Source organism: Oceanobacillus locisalsi (assembly GCF_042675985.1).
Lineage (GTDB): Bacteria > Bacillota > Bacilli > Bacillales > Amphibacillaceae > Oceanobacillus > Oceanobacillus locisalsi.
Window position 1 is genome coordinate 87447 of sequence record NZ_JBHTKK010000006.1, and the last position, 20196, is coordinate 107642.

Annotated in this window: 21 protein-coding genes; 6 read left to right on the forward strand and 15 right to left on the reverse strand. The window is 40.5% G+C overall.

Annotated features, from left to right (window positions below):
• Nucleotides 1–2: 2 nt before the first annotated feature.
• The gene (cydS, locus tag ACFQ19_RS07225) at nt 3–95 is read left to right on the forward strand and encodes a cytochrome bd oxidase small subunit CydS (protein WP_379591404.1); all 93 of its coding nucleotides are present in this window, start codon (nt 3–5) and stop codon (nt 93–95) included.
• A gap of 53 nt (nt 96–148) precedes the next feature.
• Here cydS and cydC read toward each other — a convergent pair whose 3' ends face one another.
• Together cydC and cydD are read right to left on the reverse strand one after the other, a co-directional pair.
• Nucleotides 149–1867, reverse strand: a complete 1719-nt coding sequence (gene cydC, locus ACFQ19_RS07230; protein ID WP_379591405.1) for a thiol reductant ABC exporter subunit CydC — start codon at nt 1865–1867, stop codon at nt 149–151.
• Nucleotides 1864–3588: a thiol reductant ABC exporter subunit CydD gene (gene cydD / locus ACFQ19_RS07235; RefSeq protein ID WP_379591406.1), complete on the reverse strand. Its 1725-nt coding sequence runs from the start codon at nt 3586–3588 to the stop codon at nt 1864–1866. Before cydD ends, cydC begins: the two co-directional genes overlap by 4 nt.
• Nucleotides 3589–3817: 229 nt before the next feature.
• On the opposite strand from cydD, the gene ACFQ19_RS07240 reads away from it, so the two are divergent.
• On the forward strand, nt 3818–4087 hold the full coding sequence (locus ACFQ19_RS07240; RefSeq protein WP_379591407.1) for a hypothetical protein: 270 nt from the start codon (nt 3818–3820) through the stop codon (nt 4085–4087).
• A 41-nt stretch (nt 4088–4128) separates the two neighbouring features.
• Here the strand turns inward: ACFQ19_RS07240 and ACFQ19_RS07245 are convergent, their stop codons facing one another.
• Nucleotides 4129–4800 (reverse strand): endonuclease III domain-containing protein, encoded by a 672-nt coding sequence (locus ACFQ19_RS07245; protein WP_379591408.1) that lies wholly within the window; start codon nt 4798–4800, stop codon nt 4129–4131.
• 96 nt (nt 4801–4896) lie between these two features.
• Here ACFQ19_RS07245 and ACFQ19_RS07250 point away from each other — a divergent pair, with 96 nt between their 5' ends.
• Together ACFQ19_RS07250 and pdxK are read left to right on the forward strand one after the other, a co-directional pair.
• Nucleotides 4897–5934: a C45 family autoproteolytic acyltransferase/hydolase gene (locus ACFQ19_RS07250; protein ID WP_379591409.1), complete on the forward strand. Its 1038-nt coding sequence runs from the start codon at nt 4897–4899 to the stop codon at nt 5932–5934.
• A gap of 142 nt (nt 5935–6076) precedes the next feature.
• Entirely contained in the window at nt 6077–6907 is an 831-nt protein-coding gene (gene pdxK, locus ACFQ19_RS07255; protein WP_379591410.1) for a pyridoxine/pyridoxal/pyridoxamine kinase, read from the forward strand.
• A 78-nt stretch (nt 6908–6985) separates the two neighbouring features.
• On the opposite strand, the gene ACFQ19_RS07260 is transcribed toward pdxK, so the two are convergent.
• From ACFQ19_RS07260 to ACFQ19_RS07295, 8 genes are all read right to left on the reverse strand, one after another.
• Nucleotides 6986–8383, reverse strand: coding sequence for a DHA2 family efflux MFS transporter permease subunit (locus ACFQ19_RS07260; RefSeq protein WP_379591411.1), 1398 nt, complete (start codon nt 8381–8383; stop codon nt 6986–6988).
• A gap of 146 nt (nt 8384–8529) precedes the next feature.
• Nucleotides 8530–9075 carry an NADPH-dependent FMN reductase gene (locus ACFQ19_RS07265; RefSeq protein ID WP_379591412.1) on the reverse strand — a complete coding sequence of 182 codons (546 nt, stop codon included), beginning with the start codon at nt 9073–9075 and terminating at the stop codon, nt 8530–8532.
• A gap of 1013 nt (nt 9076–10088) precedes the next feature.
• Nucleotides 10089–10490, reverse strand: a complete 402-nt coding sequence (locus ACFQ19_RS07270; RefSeq protein ID WP_379591413.1) for a spore coat protein — start codon at nt 10488–10490, stop codon at nt 10089–10091.
• A 96-nt stretch (nt 10491–10586) separates the two neighbouring features.
• On the reverse strand, nt 10587–11069 hold the full coding sequence (locus ACFQ19_RS07275) for a GNAT family N-acetyltransferase (RefSeq protein WP_379591414.1): 483 nt from the start codon (nt 11067–11069) through the stop codon (nt 10587–10589).
• A 243-nt stretch (nt 11070–11312) separates the two neighbouring features.
• Nucleotides 11313–12383 (reverse strand): DUF871 domain-containing protein, encoded by a 1071-nt coding sequence (locus ACFQ19_RS07280; RefSeq protein WP_379591415.1) that lies wholly within the window; start codon nt 12381–12383, stop codon nt 11313–11315.
• Nucleotides 12384–12433: 50 nt separating this feature from the next.
• Nucleotides 12434–13813 (reverse strand): PTS transporter subunit EIIC, encoded by a 1380-nt coding sequence (locus ACFQ19_RS07285; RefSeq protein ID WP_379591416.1) that lies wholly within the window; start codon nt 13811–13813, stop codon nt 12434–12436.
• A gap of 16 nt (nt 13814–13829) precedes the next feature.
• Nucleotides 13830–14720 carry an N-acetylmuramic acid 6-phosphate etherase gene (gene murQ, locus ACFQ19_RS07290; RefSeq protein ID WP_379591417.1) on the reverse strand — a complete coding sequence of 297 codons (891 nt, stop codon included), beginning with the start codon at nt 14718–14720 and terminating at the stop codon, nt 13830–13832.
• A 111-nt stretch (nt 14721–14831) separates the two neighbouring features.
• Nucleotides 14832–15698 carry a MurR/RpiR family transcriptional regulator gene (locus ACFQ19_RS07295; RefSeq protein ID WP_379591418.1) on the reverse strand — a complete coding sequence of 289 codons (867 nt, stop codon included), beginning with the start codon at nt 15696–15698 and terminating at the stop codon, nt 14832–14834.
• A gap of 327 nt (nt 15699–16025) precedes the next feature.
• Here ACFQ19_RS07295 and ACFQ19_RS07300 point away from each other — a divergent pair, with 327 nt between their 5' ends.
• On the forward strand, nt 16026–16388 hold the full coding sequence (locus tag ACFQ19_RS07300; RefSeq protein WP_379591419.1) for a hypothetical protein: 363 nt from the start codon (nt 16026–16028) through the stop codon (nt 16386–16388).
• A 103-nt stretch (nt 16389–16491) separates the two neighbouring features.
• On the opposite strand, the gene ACFQ19_RS07305 is transcribed toward ACFQ19_RS07300, so the two are convergent.
• The 3 genes from ACFQ19_RS07305 to ACFQ19_RS07315 form a co-directional block, all read right to left on the reverse strand.
• Nucleotides 16492–17160 (reverse strand): SIMPL domain-containing protein, encoded by a 669-nt coding sequence (locus tag ACFQ19_RS07305; RefSeq protein WP_379591420.1) that lies wholly within the window; start codon nt 17158–17160, stop codon nt 16492–16494.
• Between the two features lie 51 nt (nt 17161–17211).
• Nucleotides 17212–17781, reverse strand: coding sequence for an SLOG family protein (locus ACFQ19_RS07310; protein WP_379591421.1), 570 nt, complete (start codon nt 17779–17781; stop codon nt 17212–17214).
• Nucleotides 17782–17934: 153 nt separating this feature from the next.
• Nucleotides 17935–18306 carry a CotD family spore coat protein gene (locus tag ACFQ19_RS07315; RefSeq protein WP_379591422.1) on the reverse strand — a complete coding sequence of 124 codons (372 nt, stop codon included), beginning with the start codon at nt 18304–18306 and terminating at the stop codon, nt 17935–17937.
• 348 nt (nt 18307–18654) lie between these two features.
• Between ACFQ19_RS07315 and ACFQ19_RS07320 the strand changes: the two genes are divergently transcribed.
• Complete coding sequence (locus ACFQ19_RS07320) at nt 18655–18858, forward strand: cold-shock protein (protein ID WP_080873976.1); 204 nt, start codon at nt 18655–18657, stop codon at nt 18856–18858.
• Nucleotides 18859–19122: 264 nt separating this feature from the next.
• Here ACFQ19_RS07320 and ACFQ19_RS07325 read toward each other — a convergent pair whose 3' ends face one another.
• Nucleotides 19123–20046 (reverse strand): manganese-dependent inorganic pyrophosphatase, encoded by a 924-nt coding sequence (locus ACFQ19_RS07325; protein WP_379591423.1) that lies wholly within the window; start codon nt 20044–20046, stop codon nt 19123–19125.
• Between the last annotated feature and the right edge of the window lie 150 nt (nt 20047–20196).

Below are 20196 nucleotides of genomic sequence, written 5' to 3' on the forward strand. Positions count from 1 at the left end.
ATATGCTTAATCAATTTTTGATTTTTGTCGCTCCTTTTATTATCCTGATTGCAGCAATTATTTTTGCCTTTATTGCTGCAGCGAAGGACAGATAGAAACAACCCGCGCATTGCTTAAAGGAACACAGCAATGCGCGGGTTTTTACTTGTTAAAAAGCTAACTGCTGATTTTCCAGCTCTTTCATGGCTTTAAAATATCCTTTCTCATTTTTCATCAATTCCCTGTAGGTGCCTTGTTCAACAATTTCACCATGGTTCATCACAATAATTTTGTCCATGTTTTCTAATCCTGTTAACCGGTGTCTGATAGTCACCACCGTCTGATATTTGGTTGCTTTCTCTATTTCATCCATAATATCCTGCTCTGTAATGGCATCTAAGGAGGAGGTCGGCTCATCCAGCAGCCACACAGAAGCATCACGTAAAAACAAGCGGGCAAGGGCCAGGCGCTGTTTTTCCCCGCCAGACAAATTCGATCCTTTTTCCAATACTTGATCCTCTAACGAAAAATGGCTTAATTGAATTTTTTTCAACGCTTCTCGACAAGCTTTTTCCCCTGCTTCGTTATTTGCAAACCGTAAATTTTCATACATGCTGCCATAGAAAAAATGATTATGCTGCAGCGATACATTCATTTGTCTCCACAGGCTATCAGGAACAAGGGTGCTTAATGCTTTGCCATTCACATCAATTTGTCCAGATTGTATGGGCGCAAAGGTGAGCATTGCCTGCATCAACGTGGATTTTCCCGAACCGCTGGGACCGACAATAGCGATATTTTCACCGGGATGAATTTGAAAAGAAGCATGCTGTACAGCTGCTTTTTTTTCATTCGGATATTGAATGGAAACATCCTTAAAATCAAATTGAATCGGTACATCTGCTTCTAATTCATGTTCAGCGGTGTCGGAAGGTGTTTCATTATCCCACACTTCGATAAGACGCTTGGAAGAAGCTTTACTTTCTTCTAAATGAGCAGGAAGCACTGCCATGGAAGGAGTATCTTCAAACACCGTAATCGCGATCATAAACATCACCGCTAACAGTGTTCCAGCCAGATTCCCTTCTGCCACATAAAAACCTGCCTGCACAAGGACAATCACAGCAACGAGAAAAGAAAAGAATATAACCATTGCCTCCCGCATGGCAAGCTGACGATTTTCTTTCGCTTTCATTGCTTCATAGTGATGCATATCTTGATCTAATTGCTGTTTTTTAGTTTCAGCTTGCTGAAAGATGGTCAATTCCCGGAAACCATATAAATAATCTGTGAATGCGGAGGACAACGCACCTCTTCTTTCACGCATCGATGCCGCTGTCTTTCTCTGAAACAGATAAAAAACAGACGGAAACACAAGGAGTACAACCGCCATACCGGCAATCATCGTAAGCGCCACGCCAACAGACAGATACATGGTAAAGAAAACAGTAGCTATAAACACAACTGCCAGCACAACCGGCGGATAAAACACACGTAAGAAGAAATGCTGTAAGCTCTCCACATCGCCGACAACCCGGGCTAAAATATCGCCGCTCCGGTATTTTTGTAAAATCCTGTTTGCTAACGGTTCTATCCGGTCATAAACCTTTAAGCGGATATTTTTCAGAATTGTAAAGGTGCCGCGATGGGAAAAATAACGTTCTCCGTATCTGCTGACAGCCGATGAAATGCCTAGCAGTTTCACACTGGCCACCAGCACCATTAACGTGTAAATCGGCGGTGCAAAAGCAGCTTGTGAAATTAAATATCCACTTGCTGCAAACAAAGAAACAGCTGTAATCCCAGCTAGAAACCCAAAAAAGATAGAGAGAAATATATCTTTTTTTTCTTTCAGCATCATTTTCATAACCAGACTGAGATCCTTCATGATTCCGTTCCCCCTTGCTGTGTGTCTAACATCTGCTGGTACATTAGGTTATGGTGATAAAGCTCTGTATGCGTGCCTTCACCTGCTATTTTCCCTTGATCCATTAGAAAAATCTTATCGGCATTTCGAATGGTGTGCAGGCGGTGTGCAACGGTTATTATCGTTGCCTTATTTTTTAAAGTATCTAAGGATTGTTGCAAAATATGCTCCGTCTGGATATCCAATCCTGTCGTCGGCTCATCAAAAAACAGTATCTGCGGCTTTTTCAGCAGGGTCCGGGCAATCGCAACCCGCTGTTTCTCCCCACCGGACAGGCCTCTGCCGCCTTCTCCAATAGCGGTATCCAATCCTTCCGGCAAGGAAGCAATCCATTCCCGGATTCCCGCTTGTGCAGCAACTTCCTGTATGGTTTCATCACTTTGTTTTTCTTGAGAACCAAGCAATATATTTTCCCGTACCGTTCCAGAAAAAATATAAGGCTGTTGAGACAAATACCCGATTTTTCCGAACCAATCTGCTTTTTGTATCTTCTCTTGCGGAACGCCGTTAATCAGGAATGCCCCTTCCTTCACAGGCAGAAAACCGGCAAGTAAATACAGCAAAGTCGATTTCCCTGCACCGGTTTTCCCAATAATCGCCACCTGTTCATAGGCTGAAACACGCATGGAAGACGCCTCCAGTTGAAAATCTCCCTCTTCATAATGAAAAACAGCCCGGTCAAGCTCTAATTCCGGTATTTTCTGCTCTTCTAGCGGTTCCTGTCCCCAAGAAACCGGAGCAGTCTCTTCCTCCAGCGTTTCTTCCACGCGCGAGGCAGCACCCATACTTGCCCTTCCGGAATGAAAAGCAGATCCAAGCTGTTTCAATTGATTAAACAACTCCGGAGCAAGCAGTAACACAAAAAAGCCGGTATAAAAGCTGAGATTTTGAAAAATAATCATACGAATCGCAATTTCTAATGCAATCAGACCGATACTCAGCATGGCGATAAATTCCAAAGCTAATGAATTCGTAAATGCCACCTTTAATATCCCCATTGTTGCATCCCGAAAATTTGTACTGTCTTTCGCGATTTTTTCTCTCTGATCGGCAGATTGACCAAATAATTTCACCGTCGGAAGACCTTGCAAGGTGTCCAGAAAAGTTCCTGAAAATGCCGCTAATTGTGACAGTTGTTCTTTCGATTTATCCTTCGTCTTCACCCCGATCAGCATCATGAAAATGGGGATAAAGGGAGCAGAAACAAGAATGATCAGCCCGCTTGTCCAATTCAAGATGAAAATAACTGCCCAGACAATCAAGACAATACCAGCAGATTGCATGACTTGCGGAAGATATTGGCTAAAATATCCGTCAATTTCATCTATGGTATCCATAAACAAACTTGTTTTTTGGCCAGATTGCCCTTTATCTGCTTCGGTTACCGGCTGACTGGTAAAATGCTGAAGCAGCTTTTCCCGCATAGAAATTTTTGCCGTCTGTGCCATTTTGATTCCGGATTCCTTGATAATATATTGAAACATTGTTCGTAATAACAACATACCGATTAAAATACTGACAGCAGGAAGAATAGACGAAAATGCTTCACCATCCAAAAACAAATCCTGGATAATCGTTACAACAAAATAGCTCTGAACTACAATGGCGAATGCCATACAAACAGAGGCAACCCCCATCCACATCATCCTGCCACGAAAAGTTTTCATAAATTCCTTTAACAACAGACCACCACCTTCTTAAACGACAAAGCGTATTACGATATCCTTTCTATTCCATTATACAACAGCATCCTTCACATCGCTTACCATACGGCGCATGATAGCTTCATGTAATGAACATTCTTTGAACATGATATAGTAGAGTTTTTGAGAAAAACACATATATTAACCTATACACTACTGTCCCAAATGCATGAGATAAGAATACAATGACGTATAGGGGTGTTATACGATGTCTAACTTCTTTCTTAGCCCGTCATCAAGTGTAAATACAGATGAGAAATCTCTCGGAGATAAATTAGTTTATTATGGCGAAATAGTTGCTACCCTGGGAAGTATCGTGGCTGTCGTCGGCTCGACTATTTTATACTACCAGGATATAGAAGAAGAAACTGCGTTTGAAGAAAATGCACCTGTTACAAACCGGCAGCTTATAGAGATGCAGCAACAAATTACGCTGTTACAGCAAAAAATAGACCAGATGGAACATCAAGGGCAGTAAATCGTCATATGCTGCCCCTGTTTCATATGGTAAAAATATTTTCATGCATGCTGTGATTGTGCTGTGTTTTCTTTTCCTGTTCTGCAAAAAGCATGAAGCGGACAAGTAGCACATAATGGTGTCTTCTTACAATATTGTTTTCCATGCTCGACAATTAATGCGTGAAACTCCTGATGCATGTCTAAATCAAAAGGGACGGAAGCCTCCACCTCTGTTTTAAAAGCATCATACGTCTTCGGAATCGAATAACCGAGCCGCTGAAATAGCCTCATTGCATAGTTATCCGCAATAAAACCGGGCTTATCAAAAGCATAAAGCATCATCGCATCCGCTGTTTCTCCGCCAATACCGTAGACTTGCAGCAATTCATGACGCAACGTATCCCGATCTGCTTTCTTCACCTGATTTATTTGAAAATCATACTTTTGAAACCAGTTCAGCCAGGCTTTAACCTTTTTTGCTTTCATCCGGTAAAAGCCGCTGGGACGTATTTTCTCAGCAAGTTCCTCTTCCCCCATCTGAATGAGCGTACCGGCTGTGACATCTTTCCCTAAGTTGTCTAAAGCCAAAGCGACATTTTTCCAGTTCGTCCGCTGTACTAAAATCGCACTGATTAACATCTGAAAATCCGAATCTGCCGGCCACCATCCTTGTGGACCATAATAATGGAATAATTTTTGATATAATTCATTATAGCTTATCTTTTCTGCCATTTTACAGCTCCTCTGCTTCATCAAGCGGATTTCTTTTCAAACCAGTTTTAACAAGATACACTAACATTGCAAATCTGAAAGAAATGGAGAACAATCATGCAATCTGTTCACACTGATATTATACAATTCAGCGGAAGTCATTATCAATTCGGGCTGTTTCAAGCAGAAAAACTAAAAAATTCCCCGATACGCACACACCGGAGAGCACTCTTGAGCAAACGCTGGAGAAACTTTCTGGTTGATGAAGCGGAAGTAAAAGCCGCATTCCAGACTTTTTCCCCCGCTATTTGGGAAGAGATACAAGGATTAAGCGATGGTTTAGATATGTCGTGGAATGATGCGATACGTGAATTTGGCGGATACTATTACGAGTATGGCCGAAGCGGCTGTTCGATTCATACAAAAAAGGATTTTCTGGTCCGGAATTATGACAATGCACCGGATTCTTATGAAGGCCGGTATGTGCTCTATGCTCCTTCTGATACAGGATACGCCAGCGCCGGTCCGTCCATGCAGATTACCGGCCGTACAGATGGTATCAACGAAAAAGGACTGACAATGGGTTATAATTTCGTCAATCGCAAAAAATCAGGTGACGGCTTTATCTGTAATATGATTGGCAGGTTCATTTTAGAAAATTGTGCTACTGTAGAAGAAGCCATTCAATTACTGCGGGATATCCCCCATCGAAATACATTCAGCTATGTGTTATTAGATCCCTCCGGAAAAAAACGTATTGTAGAAGTTTCCCCGCGTCATTTCTTCGTCAGAGAAGGCAGCAGCTGCACCAATCATTTTGATGCATTGACAGAAGAAAACAGATATCGTTCCGATGAATCCATGGAGCGGCTTCAGAAAATAGAAGCCAAGCAACAAGCGATTTATTCTCCTTACGAAGCATTTCGTATGTTAAACGATGTTGATCAGGGCATTTTTTCTGAAAAATATGGGGCTTGGGCAGGAACCCTTCATACCGCCCTTTATATACCTAGTGAGCTCTCTGCGTGGATCGCATTAGGCGGTGACCGTCAGCCATTTGTATTCTCTTTTAGAAAGTGGCTGCAGGGAGATAAATTACATGCGACTAAAGTCAAGGGTCGTATAAATGCAACGAATACATTTATTAATCAATAAACGACATCCGGTTTCATGTTTTGCATTGCTTTACAATTAGGTCAGAAAGGATTATCCTAACTACAAGAGATATTATATAGAGATGCAGGCACACAGCGTTTGTAAAGATAACAGACGATGTTGTGTTGAAGGAGGAAAAACAATGACAATGAAAAAAGCATTAACGCTTGCCGGTTCTGATTCCAGCGGCGGAGCTGGAATTGCAGCAGATTTAAAAACGTTTCAAGAACATGATGTTTACGGCATGACTGCCTTAACTTCCATTGTAACAATGCATCCGGAAGGCTGGAGTCATGACGTTACACCAATAGATGTAGATGTAGTGGAAAAACAATTGAACACGATTCTTTCTGTCGGCGTAGATGCCATGAAATCCGGTATGCTAGGCTCTGTAGATATTATTAATCTGGGTGCCAAAAAAATTGATGAATACCATATTGATAAATATGTGCTGGACCCAGTCATGGTATGCAAAGGAGAAGATGAAGTTCTTCAGCCAGAAAATACCGATGCGATGCGTGAAGAATTACTGCCTCGTTCTTTGGTTGTAACACCTAACTTATTTGAAGCAGCCCAATTAGCACAAATGGCTCCAGTGAAAACAATCGAACAAATGAAAGAAGCAGCTCAAAAAATCCATGCCCTGGGCGCAAAAAATGTTGTCATTAAAGGCGGAAAACAACTGGATCATGACAAAGCTGTTGATTTATTCTATGATGGAACCGACTTTGACCTGTTGGAAAGCGAAAAAGTAGACACGTCATATAACCACGGAGCTGGCTGTACGTTCGCAGCAGCTATCACAGCCAATTTAGCTCATGGAGAGAATGTGCATGATGCAGTCAAAGCAGCAAAAACCTTTGTCGCTGCAGCTATTGCAAATGGCTGGAAGCTAAACGAATATGTAGGACCTGTCATGCACGGAGCTTATAATAAAACAGACAGTAAAAAAGTAGAAGTATTCAGTGTATAAAAAAAAGACCTTAGAGCTCTAAGGTCTTTTTTTAGTTTGGATAAAGGAGTACTTTATAGCCGATTCGATGGTAATCACTTAATGATCCCGGTCGTGAATAAAGAAAGTCATGATGAACCCAACAATAGCAATAATTCCGGTTACCAGAAAGGAAATATTGACACCGTGGACCATCCCTTCAATGCCCTGCTCAGGAATAGCAGCAGTAGACATGATTGTAATCGGCAATGCTGTACCGATTGCGCCTGAAACCTGTCTTAATGTATTATTCACTGCTGTCCCATGTGCAATATATTTTTCCGGTAATACATTAAGGCCAGCTGTGGTAACAGGCATCATTGCCATAGCTACTCCCAGCATTCTGAAAGCATGTACCGTGGCAATAAATACAAAGCTTGTTTCGGGCGTCAGTGTACTTAACATGAATGTTGTAATAACAATGAGAACCAGGCCGATCATCGCTAGATATCTTGCTCCGTACCGGTCAAAAAGCCTTCCTGTCACAGGGTTCATCAACCCTTGTACAACAGCGCCTGCAAGTAGCGCCAGGCCGGAATGAAAGGCGCTGAATCCCAGCATCTGCTGCATGTACATTGGTAAAATAACCGCTGCTCCAATCATGGTCATAAAGGTAACCATACCTAAAACGGTAGTAATGGTAAATATACGATACTTAAATACCCTGAATTCCAGAATGGGCGTTTTTAAGTTCATCTGTCTGGTAATAAACCAAGCCAACATGATTCCGCCGATAACCAGTGAACCAATGACCTGATAGCTCAGCCATCCTGCATTTCCAGCAGTACTGAATCCGTAAAGGATACCGCCAAAGCCTAATGTAGAAAGTAAAATGGATAGCTTATCCAATTCAGGGAAAGTTCGTTCTGTTACATTTTTAAGTAAGAAGTAAGCGATAATGATGTTTAAAATAGCGATTGGCAACACCATAAAAAATAACGTTCTCCACGGAAAGCTCTCTACAATATAACCGGACAAGGTCGGTCCGATTGCCGGCGCGAAGGAGATAACTAAACCGAACATTCCCATCGCGCTGCCCCGTTTTTCTCTTGGATAAATCAACATTAAAATTGTTTGCATCAGCGGCATCATAATTCCAGCGCCTGCAGCCTGAAGAACACGGCCTAATAACAAAGAGAAAAATTCTGGAGCTATTCCACATATAATCGTACCAGCAGTAAAAAGCGACATGGCTGTTAAAAATAGCGTGCGTGTTGTAAATCTTCCAATTAAAAATGCCGTAATTGGAATCATAATTCCATTTACCAGCATAAATGCCGACTGCAGCCATTGCACAGTATTGGCATCAATATCCAAATCCGACATAATATGCGGCAGTGCTGTTCCTAGTAATGTCTGATTTAAAATAGCAACAAAGGCTCCCGATAATAAAACAACCAGAATGGGCAATCGGCTGCGTTTTGTTGTTTCTAATGATGGTTTATGATGCTCATCCATTTTCAACCCTTCCTTCAATTTAATTAACATATGTACTTTTTTATTACCCTATTTCCCCTATTTCCATACGTCTCTTGCAGGATAGAACACGATAATAATCCGTAAATACGTACAAAACCGGTGACTGTAAAATCACCGGCATCACATTATTTCAATACTGTATCACACCAATGGACAAAGTTATGAACAACGGAATCCAGAAAATCAATCGTTTGTTCATCTGTTACATTTCCTTGCTCATCCATTTTGTTCTGAACAGAACCAATTAATACTTCATTTCCCGGCAGTGTTAATACACCGACTCCGCGGGCATTTAAAATTTGGCGGAGCTGCAATTGTGCTTTAACGGTACCAAGCGCTCCCATCGAAGCACCAACGACCATCCCGGGTTTATTTACCATGACTAAATCTACTCGTGAAAACCAGTCAATTGCATTTTTTAACATCCCCGAAATCGATCCATTATATTCAGGCGTGGCAAATAAAAGTGCATCACTCTCTTTAATACGCTGACGGATTTCTTTAACTATTTCCGGCGGATTTAATTCTTCATCCTGATTAAAAAATGGCAACTTTTCTATCGGTAAAATGTCGATTTCCACATTTTCCTGATAACGATCCTTCATATATTCTACAAGCTGTTTGTTGTAAGATTCTGCGCGATTGCTTCCAATCATAGCGGCAATTTTCATTCATATTCCCCCTCGTATTACTCTATTTACATGTTATATTTATCACATATCATTGCAACATTTTTAAACACAATAAATATTATTACCATATTCATTCATCCATAGCAAGAAATCTGTTTGAAAATATACCGTATGTTCTTGCGTAAAATGAAATTTCCTTCGATGGGATAAGTAATTACAGCAACGGTTTTAATAGACCGAGTAATCGCAGGGCTCAATGTTGTCAGATGAGAATAAGTATATAAACGTTGCTGTTCCAGGAAGAACATGATCTTTATTATCATGCTTGCTTTTGATTAAAGCATCCTTTTATTTTTTGAACAGGAGATGGTGTGTAGCTGCCGCTCCGGCAACCCCTCCGCTTTCCGACGTACAACTCTTTTCGATGGGGCGAGTAAGCGAAACCCCAGGAGTCACGGTTTTAACCTGATAAACCATCATTCTGGTGCTTCAAATGATTGATAAAAGCATGAATCGTTCATATCGAGAATAGCTTTCATGCACCACGAAAAATGTGTTCTGTCTGATCTACGTGTATTTGTTTAACTATTTCATGTATAGAACATCCCACAAGCGGAGGCGGACCGTTTTGACTCCTGAGGGATCAGCACCATCTGAAGATCCACTTTTGCCAAGTGCTCTTCTTGGCAAAAGTTAGCTGAAGAGCGTGCCCCTAGGAAAGCAAAACGGTCCGCCGCAGCGGTGATCCTTACACTTCACCTTCTACTGGAAGAAACGATCAATCCCTGTTCCTATGGAAAAGAAGTTACTTTTAAAGCTCGAAAGTCGTGAAATTTATATTAGATTCAAGTGATAAGCACTAAAACTACCTAGCGAAAGTTTTAGTGGGGCCAGTTAAGCCCCAGCCCCAATCCCAGCCAGTTACACTACAATAAAAAACCCTAAAGAAGAAATTATCCTTTGTTGAAAAATTTCTTCTTTAGGGTTATGATTTTTTACATGCTCATTTGCAGGAGAAAGGAATACTCTCCCACTCTTAACATGTTCATTCTTTAGAAGAACCAGTTACGATTTCTGCCTGAGCAGCAAGATCGTTTTCTTTTGCATGAACATTTTTCAGAACGTTCCTTGCAATGATCTGAATGATGATGATTATTTCCGCAACCATTATTGTTCGAACCGCCAACTCTGCGGCAGTTGCTTGAATCATTTACATCGCTGCCACAATCATAATTTTCAACAACCGTTTCGTTCACATTGGATTCTCTGACTGGATAATAATTTTCATTACGAACAGTGGTACGATGCACATTTTTAATTTCTGTTGGGTGAATATTTTTAACTGTTCTTACGCTATTGTGATGACGAACCTCATGCCTTGTTGGATGAACACGCACATCCTCATCCCGGTTCGAATTACGGCAACGGCTACATTGACAGTTATCTCGACTCATTCGGACTCCCTCCTTTCCAATGCATAATACATCTTATGAAAAGAAGCGGTTTTGTCCTGCGCAAATAACTATGAATATGATAAATGTACGTTTTTTCTATATGGATGAGTTGTGACGTTTCATCGTTATAAATTCCATCTCCTTATAATAAAATAGATGTTCTTTGATAAAACCATTTTTTTCATACAAACGGATGGCCCGTTTGTTAAAGGAAGCAACCGTAAGCCTTATTGACTTTCCCTTATGCTCCTGCTCAATGAAATGCAGGATTCTTTTTAAGAACATATCTCCCTTTCCCTTACCTGTCAGCGCTGGATTCATACCTAAGCCTAAATCAACACAATCTTCTATATACGCGGCGTTTCTCTCCCCGGCAGGAATTTTGGCTGAGCGGCCGGTACAAAAGAAACCAACTAACTTATATGATGAATCCACGATGGCATAATAATTGCCGCCAAGCAATTCTACAATCGCACTGGTTGTTAATATATTATTATAAAAATCATAAGGTTTTTCATACTTCCAGCAAAGCGCCTCTACAGCATACTTTTGTGTCATTCTTGCAATATGTATATCCATTAAGCATCCCCACTTTTTCTTTTAGCCTGTCTTTATTATTCCACATTTTTCTTTAGAGGTGAATAAATATGCTATATCTTCAGAATTCCGTCAGAATTTCAAGAATGTCAACCTGCATTGCTGTTTTCTATACAGACAACGCGTGCGACATCAGCTCCAGAGGGTAGCGGGAAAACAAAATGGAAGTTATTTTTTATTTCAGCTTATTTCATGCAGGTTGACCGCATTTGTTCGTCTGCCTCATTACAACCATTTCACCCGGAATTTCTGATTACCTTTTATCCAATGCAGCAATGGTAAATCGTCTGTAATAACCTGACCGAGTACATTTACTCTTTCATCGGCCGGCAAATTTTTTAACGTTATTTGCACTTCCCCTTGATAACGCATGTATTTCTCATTATCTACAGTAATCGAACCGGCAATACGCTCGATACTGTTACAAGGAGGAATAACTGCTGCTCCAAATGATGCATACCCCCTTGATTCAACAGCACGCACACAATCCCTTGCGTTATCTGCCCTGTTGGTCCATACACCTGCTGTATTACCCATCATATCCGGATCTGCTGATTTATCAGGAACAGCCCGGATTAAAATCTCTCCCTGCTTATAAACTTGAAATTGCTCCAGTGCGGCATCACTTATTTCAATATCTCCGACTACAACTTTATCCAGCCCGGCCAGCTTTTCCATTTCTATAAAAGCTGTAAAAGGAGGAGAGTTACGGTGCTGCTCTAACGTCGGCAATGTTTCATATAACGGTCCTCTCAAATTTTTATCTCCGGGGATAAATGCCATAACAGTTAAACCTGCTGCTTTAAGTGTTATGTTTTTTTCAATAAAATCCATTATTTCCAGACCTGTTTCCGGACGCGGATAATAATTATGCCACGCTTCCACCGCTTCCATATGAAGACCTTTTTCCTTCATCCGGTTTAATGAATGAACACTTAACGTACTAGCATTTAATGCAATTCGCATTTTATGTGATACATCAATCATTGTCTGTTCATCAACGCCATAATCCATTCGCAGACCGGAAAGCCCCCAGTCCAGTAATTGATCTGCATTTTCCCAGCTGACTCCCAGGGTTTGTAACGAATCTGGCGAAATATCTGCCATCAATTCCATCTCTAAGTCTTTCGCTGCTTTCCCAAGTGCCTGCAGCTGCTCTTTGTATATTGTCTGATCATCTTCAGGTATATGCAAAGAGGTAAAAATGGAATCAAATCCACTTTCCTTCATTTTGCGAATATAGGGAAGCTGTTTTTCTATTGGTGTACTTCCCAGATAAATCGAAATTCCTAACATAGCGATACCCTCCATTATAATATGAAAAAGGGAGGCTGAAACAGCCCCCGCTAAATTCCATCTGCCATACTATCTTTAAAACCGAATGCATATGTGAACAAGAAACCAAACACATAAGAAATAACAAGGCCGATGAAATAACTGATATACTGTCCGTTTGTAATTAATGGTATCAATGATAAACCGGACACACCGACTCCTGCAGCAGCTGTACCCATTACTGCCTGGAATGCACCTCCAACGGAAGCTCCTAAACAAGCTGTGAAAAACGGTCTGCCAAGCGGCAAAGTTACCCCATACATTAACGGTTCCCCGATACCCAGGAATCCGACAGGAGCAGCCCCTTTAATAATGTTTTTCAAATGTGTATTTTTTGTTTTCATATAAATTGCAACTGCTGCGCCGACTTGCCCGGCTCCACCCATTGCCAGAATCGTTAATAATGCTGTTTCCTGAAATGAATTGATTAATTCCAGATGTATCGGTGTTAAACCATGATGCAAACCAACTGTAACCAATGGCAAGAAAAATCCAGCAAGCAAGGCACCTGCAATGACACCGCCAGTATCAATTAATGCAATCAAACCTATTGTAATACCATCTGATAATAAGCCTGCTACCGGCATAATAGCAAATAATGACACCAATCCGACTACCAGTACGGTAATTAATGGCGTGAAAATAATATCTACAGCGTTCCACATTACTTTGCGTACATTCTTCTCAACAACTGTCATCAGCCAAGCGGCAAGAATCACACCAAATAAACCGCCTCTTCCAGGAGTTAATTCTTCTCCAAAAATCGTTATACTTTCAAGCTGCGGACTAAATAAAATCATTCCCGCAATCGCACCTAACACTGGTGTTCCGCCAAATTCTTTGGCGGTATTCCATCCTACTAATATTCCCAAAGAAGCAAAGATAACGCCGCCAAACAAGAGTAGTATTTGCATCCATGTCTGTTCATCGTCCACTCCTGCGTTGACTGCAAAGTTAGCCGCGCCGTTAATAACACCTGATGCTACCAGTCCAGGAATCAAAGGAATAAAAATATTACCAATTTTACGCAAAAAGTTTTTAAATGGCGTCCGGTTCTTTTCTTTCATTTTTTCCTTATCCAGTGCTGCCTTTTCTTCAAACGTCAAATCTTCTTCCTCTGCAGTGGATTCTTCGCCGATTCCTAACCCTGTAATCTGACTTATCTCTGCAGCAACTTTATTTACCGTACCAGGTCCGATTACGATTTGCAGCGTTTCATCCTCCACAACACCCATCACGCCGTCCACTTTTTTTAAAGCTTGCAAATCTGTCTTCGAATCATCCTTTAAAGACAAACGCAAACGTGTCATACAATGGGCAACCCGCTTGATGTTCTTCTCTCCGCCAACATACGCTAAGATATCCTCGGCCATCCTCCGTTCTTTCTTCATTATGCATCCCTCCTTGTTATTGCGCTAACGCATCCCGGACAAACCCGTTCGCATTTTCAAGCCTGTTTTCAGCAACTTCGCAGGAACATTGCAATAAAATCATCACAATCGCAACTTTCACTTGGTGATTTGATTTTTCAAAATAGGATGTTGCTGTTTCATAATCGACACCGGTCATCTCCATGATGTTTCTTTTGGATCTTTCCACTAATTTTTCATTCGTCGGTTTTAGATCGACCATAAAATTTTGGTACACTTTTCCGATTCCGACCATTGCTGTGGTAGAAATCATGTTCAGGACGATTTTCTGAGCGGTTCCCGATTTTAACCTGGTAGAACCAGTCAATACTTCCGGCCCTGTTTGAAGTTCAATCCCCACCGAACTGTACTCGCTCATGACAGCATCTTTATTACAAGATATACTCACCGTATTTGCATTTATTGAATCAGCATATTGTAATGCGCCAATAACATAAGGCGTACGCCCGCTTGCTGCAATTCCGATGACTGTATCTTTCTCCGATAGCTGAATCTCTTTTAAATCTGCTGCTCCAAGTTTCGGATTATCTTCAGCTCCTTCCGCCGCTTCGTAAAGCGCTTTCATTCCGCCCGCAATAATACCTTTTACCATTTCTGATGAGGTACCGAATGTTGGAACGCATTCTACAGCATCTAAAACACCTAACCTTCCGCTGGTGCCGGCTCCGACATAAATAAGTCTTCCTTGATCCTTAAATGATGCAATCGTATATTGCACCGCCTTCTCAATCTGTGGAAGTTGATTCTTAATGGCTGTTAAAACTTGTTCATCTTCTTGATTCATCAAGCATAAAATGTCCTTCACAGGCATTTGATCTAAATGCATCGAATGTTGATTTTGCGCCTCTGTTGTTAATTTATCCAGCATTCCATCATCCTCCTCTATCTTATGATTCTATTTTAATTCTTATTGAAATTAAAAGTCAATGTTAATTTTATAAATCATGAAATTTAATTTCATTTTTACCAAAAAAAGAAGTTACCTCCTTAATTTTACTACTTGTTCCCTAGCTTCTTGATATTCATCCAACACATTTTCACCAATAATATTAAAAATACTGATATATAAACTATCCACAATGGTCAGCTGCGTCATCCTTGAAGTGATACTTCCAATTCGGAAATCCTGTTCCACATACGGTGTTGCTAAACAAATATCCGCTTCTTTATATAGCGGAGATTTACTCATATTTGTGATGGCAATCACTTTCGCGCCTTTTTTCTGAGACAAACGTGCCAAATCCAGCACATCTTTCGTCTTTCCAGACATGCTTATCGCGATAAATACGTCTTCTTCGTTAAAATGGGGAATTTTTGAAAGCATATAATGGAAATCCAGATTAAATTCCACTTGATATCCAAGTTTGGTAAATTTATATAAGGCATCCATTGCTGCAATCGAGGAACCTCCCACGCCATAAAATACTATCTTCCGGGCATTTTTCAATGCCGTCACTGCTTCATTCAGTTCTTTTCGATCCAATGATTCCATAACCAGCTCCACAGCATTCTTATTGACGTGAACCACTTTTTGAAACAGTTCATAGGGAGAATCCTTTTTCTGTAAAATTGAAAAATCGGTAATATAGTCTTCTTGGACAGCTAATTCCTGCGCTAACGAAAGTTTAAATGTTTTAAAACTCCCCACTCCTATGGTCTTAGCGAAACGAATCACACTTGCTTCACTGACATCTGCCTTTTCCGCCAATTCCTTCGTTGTCATATTGGGAATGAGTTCGGCATGGTGTAATATGTATATAGAAATTTTTTTCTCCGTTTTAGAGAATTGCGGAAGCCGTTCGTTGATTCTGGTTAGTAGTGCAGTCGTCATATTGATTTCTCCCATTCTTTTTATGCATCCCAGTATAGCAAATCTTATAAAGATGTTCTAATTTTTTTGTCGAGGAGCATTTCATTTTTATTTTCTATTACTTTTTGTCGTTTGTATAAGCGGACGAAAGGGAATTAAAATATTAGCTTATTCTTTGATATATTCTGCTTCCAAATGGCCCTTTTATCATATATAATAGTTGTACACATGTAATCAAAGAAGTATCTATATCTCCTCATACAGGCTCCCTATCGTTTATCTTCATCAGTTCATTCTTCATAAGCAGCCACGATTTGGAATTCTATGGTTACATGCAGTCCATCATTTAAGGGAGGTTTTACTATGGAAAATTCAGAGGTTCTAAAACAAATATCTACCATGCTTTCAGATTACTCGAAGAAAATGGACAAACGGTTTGATGGAATGGAGAAATGGTTTGAAGATATCGATAAACGTTTTGAAAAGATCGATCAGCGGTTCGAGGATATCGATAAACGTTTTGAAAAGATCGATCAGCGGTTTGAGGATATCGATAAACGTTTCGAGCAAATGGATCAGCGATTTGACAGAATGGACAAGCGTTTCGATAACCTGGATAAGAAAGTAGATGGTGTTAAAGTCGAACTATCCGAGACACAGGAAACGACCAATTTTCTGTTAAGTAAGTTTGCCCAACAGGAGAAAAAAATTCAAAACCTGCATTAATGCATACCATACCTATGCATATCAAACGCACGACGACCATATAGATACGGTTTATCGTGCGTTTATTTTTATCTCCCATTGCATACGGTATTCTATCGTTCCCCTAAACCTGATACACTGCTTCCAACCTGGCTTCTACTGATTGATTACCTGGTTCAATCGGGGTAGATACCATTTTGAAAACTTGCGCCGGGCCGACACCTGGTGACGTTGTTTGTTCATTTATTTTTAATGGTACCGGAGTTAAATTAGCCCCCAGCTGTTCCGTCAAACTTTCCGCCTTTCTTTTGGCATCGGCCAGCGCAAAACTTAATGCTTCCAAATAAAAGTTTTCCGGATTTTCTACAGAAAACTCTATCGACAGGACTTCATTGACACCATTTTCCGTGACACGGTCAATCATTTCCCCAATCCCGTCCATATCATCGGTAACAATGGTGATTTCATTCCGAACTTCATAACCCTGTAATATCTGATTGCCCTCCTGATAGTTATAAATGGGCCTGACGGAAAAACTGGTTGTTTGAATCTGCTCTCTTGGAATACCAATTTGCTGCAGAACCCCTAAAACCTGATTCATCCGTTCTGCGTTTTCTGTCTGCGCTTCTTCCAGTGAACTATTGATTGTCGAAACAACCAATGAAATACGGGCAATACTTGGTGAAACAATGACGGTTCCGACACCAGTAACTGTGATGGTACCTTGCTGCTGATTATTTTGACGATCGGGCATATTGTAGCCATAATTAGGCATTCCATAAGTATAATACATAGCGCACACCCCTCCTTCATATCATCCTATGACACAGGAAGGTTGTACCATTCAATAATTATCCGGCTCATCCCAGTAATTGGGGTCCTGCATTTGCAGTTCCTCTACCGTTTCCTCTAAATCTTGCGGTGTAATCGTAAAAATAGGGTATTCCTTCGATGTCCGTTGGGTAGCTTGATAAAAATAATTCACACTTCCAGGATTTTCATCGTCTACAAGAAGCAAAGCAGCGTCACTTTTATCAATCAGCCATAAATCTTTTGCCCGAAATTGGTACGCTCCCTGGTATTCTCCTTTATAGAGCGGTTTGAAAAAATCAGCTGTCATCATTAATTCTTCATATTTTTCCTTAATGGGATCCGGCCAGCGCTGATCCTGATTTTCAAATGGCGGAAACACCCCTATTTGTATGTCATATTCCTCTTTTAAATCCATGATAACGTCTGCTGTCCATAGTTCAATTCCCATTTGCCCAGAAATAATCACCCATTCTATCCCTTCTTCGATAAATGCCCGTAACCTTTTTTCTAAAGCCGCTTTAATAAAAACAATCCGTGAATCATCTTCTTTAAAGATACCTAATTCTGTTGGTTTATAACCTGTTACGTGTAATATTTTCACTATTATATCCTTCCTTAAGTTCCTATTTTACAATTCACATACTTCTCTCAAATACCTGTCCATACCATATGATATGTATTTTAACGTAAGAACCTTTGTTTTGAAAGCATGTCCTGCTGAAGTAAAAGGCAGGGCATACTGCCTTTTACTCTTTTACCACATTCCCGGGCTTCTACGCTGCGGGAAAATAGGGTGATTTCTGCGTTCTTGCGCTGGTCCGGACGGCCTCTGCCATGGCGGATTCATCGGACCAGGGGGTAATGGCGGACGAGGAGCTGCTTGTGGTCTGCCCATAAACGCCTGATTTTCACCGGATTGATGATGTGGATGTTTTCGTACAGGATGATTTTCACCGGATTGATGATGTGGATGTTTTCGTACAGGATGATTTACATACGTTGTGTGCACGGGGTGAATATGATGAATAACTGATTCAGATGTCGTATGAACATATTGATGTTTTGTCGGATGAACAATCATTTTTTCATTCGGATGTTGGTGATGAAATGGCCCTTTTCTTTGCATCACTGTTCCCTCCCTTTTCTGCTCTCTACCTAATATATGTGATAAACGTACAAGTCGAATATGGCAGACACCTAATTTCTTTTAATTTTTAGTAATAGGTGAAAACCCTAACCTGTCAAGCGTTCAAAGGTCATACCAAGAAATAAAAACCGATCAACAAGCCCATTTAGAACCTTTTTTTCAAAAAAGGTTTGCATTTATCATTGTAGATGCTATAATATAGTTAATTATTTAGGTTCGGTCGAAACACAGGATGGGATTCAATAAAGGATTGACCTTTCGTCTTGAGATTTAACTTTGAACTAAATAGTAATAAACAGTGCAACAAGTGCACGTGGAGGTAAAAGAATGAACACAGGTTCTGTAAAATGGTTTAACGCTGAAAAAGGCTTCGGTTTCATCGAAGTAGAAGGTGGAGACGACGTATTCGTACACTTCTCTGCAATCCAAGGCGAAGGATTCAAAACTTTAGAAGAAGGTCAAACAGTTACTTTCGACATCGAAGAAGGCAACCGCGGACCACAAGCTGCTAACGTTGTTAAAGAAGGCTAATAACCAGAAACAAAAAAGCTGACCAATTACGGTCAGCTTTTTTTGATATCACCGGTTTAACATTCATATCTGTTAAGAAAAGCGCAGAGCGCCCTTGCAGGCTAAGAACGCGACATCCTTGTCGCAACACCTGCACTAGCACATCGTGTGCGTCGAAAAACGTAGAGACCTGCGCCCCCGGTCTTTTGGGGTGGTTCTTATCCTTTAAAGAAAGAAAATCCCTCTGACTTATAAAGCCAGAGGGATTTTCTTTACAATTGTATATTAGAATTGCTCTGTTAATGCTGTTACAATTTGTTTTTTACGGGAAACGACACCTTTTAATACCGCACGGTCGTTAGCATCTAACGTAACGTTAAATGCTTTTTCTACATTCGCTTTTGCAGGTCCGACTGCTAATACTTCGGAATCGTTATTTAAAATATCTGTAGCAACAAACAGGAATAAATCCAACCCTTTTTCATTTACTGCTGCTGTCAATTCGCTCACTAATTCGTCATGAAGCTGATAAATTTCGCTGACATCTACTGCATTGACTTGTGCAATTTCAACTTTAGCGTCACCCATCGCAAATTCTTTCGCATCCATCGAAATCAATTCTTTTACAGATTTATCACTAATATCTGCACCTGCTTTTAACATTTCTAAACCATATGCTTCTAAATCTACACCTGCTTTTTCGGCCAATTCACGCGCAGCTTTTACATCTTCCTCTGTGCAAGTTGGTGATTTTAACAATAATGAATCAGAAATAATGGCAGATAATAATAATCCGGCAATACTTTTATCTAATTCGATATGATTTTCTTTGTACATCTTATTTAAGATAGTTGCTGTACAGCCGACTGGTTCCGCACGGAAATAAAGCGGCTCTTTTGTTTGGAAATTGGATACACGGTGATGATCGATGACTTCACGGATAGCAGCATTCTCAATATTATCTGCGCTTTGCTGAAATTCATTATGGTCTACTAAAATCACCTCGGCGCCATCTTCCAGTTCCTGAATAAGTGCCGGAGCTTCCACTCCAAATTGATCCAGGGCGTACTGTGTTTCCCCATTTACTTCTCCCAAACGTACCGGCCTTACTTCTTCTCCCAGCTTTGTTTTTAAATCCGCATAAGCTAAAGCGGAACTGATCGTATCGGTATCTGGACTTTTATGTCCGAAAATAAATGTTTTTGACATCTCTTTATTCCTCCCTCGACAAACTTTCCATATATAGATTATCATATTTACTATCGATTGCTCCAGTCCAAATCGTGTTTCTTAAAAATTTCTTATAGAAATGTTTCAACTGACTCAAAATACTGTAAAAATAACGATTATTAGATTATA

Coding starts and splice junctions, on each gene's coding strand:
- cydC (WP_379591405.1), bottom strand. CDS start 1,867: ATGAAGGATCTCAGTCTGGTTATGAAAATGATGCTGAAAGAAAAAAAA.
- ACFQ19_RS07315 (WP_379591422.1), bottom strand. CDS start 18,306: ATGCAAAGAAAAGGGCCATTTCATCACCAACATCCGAATGAAAAAATG.
- ACFQ19_RS07250 (WP_379591409.1), top strand. CDS start 4,897: ATGCAATCTGTTCACACTGATATTATACAATTCAGCGGAAGTCATTAT.
- ACFQ19_RS07285 (WP_379591416.1), bottom strand. CDS start 13,813: ATGAAGAAAGAACGGAGGATGGCCGAGGATATCTTAGCGTATGTTGGC.
- ACFQ19_RS07320 (WP_080873976.1), top strand. CDS start 18,655: ATGAACACAGGTTCTGTAAAATGGTTTAACGCTGAAAAAGGCTTCGGT.
- ACFQ19_RS07245 (WP_379591408.1), bottom strand. CDS start 4,800: ATGGCAGAAAAGATAAGCTATAATGAATTATATCAAAAATTATTCCAT.
- ACFQ19_RS07295 (WP_379591418.1), bottom strand. CDS start 15,698: ATGGGAGAAATCAATATGACGACTGCACTACTAACCAGAATCAACGAA.
- ACFQ19_RS07260 (WP_379591411.1), bottom strand. CDS start 8,383: ATGGATGAGCATCATAAACCATCATTAGAAACAACAAAACGCAGCCGA.
- ACFQ19_RS07305 (WP_379591420.1), bottom strand. CDS start 17,160: ATGTATTATACTTATGGAATGCCTAATTATGGCTACAATATGCCCGAT.
- ACFQ19_RS07265 (WP_379591412.1), bottom strand. CDS start 9,075: ATGAAAATTGCCGCTATGATTGGAAGCAATCGCGCAGAATCTTACAAC.
- pdxK (WP_379591410.1), top strand. CDS start 6,077: ATGACAATGAAAAAAGCATTAACGCTTGCCGGTTCTGATTCCAGCGGC.
- ACFQ19_RS07300 (WP_379591419.1), top strand. CDS start 16,026: ATGGAAAATTCAGAGGTTCTAAAACAAATATCTACCATGCTTTCAGAT.
- ACFQ19_RS07280 (WP_379591415.1), bottom strand. CDS start 12,383: ATGTTAGGAATTTCGATTTATCTGGGAAGTACACCAATAGAAAAACAG.
- cydS (WP_379591404.1), top strand. CDS start 3: ATGCTTAATCAATTTTTGATTTTTGTCGCTCCTTTTATTATCCTGATT.
- ACFQ19_RS07325 (WP_379591423.1), bottom strand. CDS start 20,046: ATGTCAAAAACATTTATTTTCGGACATAAAAGTCCAGATACCGATACG.
- ACFQ19_RS07270 (WP_379591413.1), bottom strand. CDS start 10,490: ATGAGTCGAGATAACTGTCAATGTAGCCGTTGCCGTAATTCGAACCGG.
- ACFQ19_RS07240 (WP_379591407.1), top strand. CDS start 3,818: ATGTCTAACTTCTTTCTTAGCCCGTCATCAAGTGTAAATACAGATGAG.
- murQ (WP_379591417.1), bottom strand. CDS start 14,720: ATGCTGGATAAATTAACAACAGAGGCGCAAAATCAACATTCGATGCAT.
- ACFQ19_RS07275 (WP_379591414.1), bottom strand. CDS start 11,069: ATGGATATACATATTGCAAGAATGACACAAAAGTATGCTGTAGAGGCG.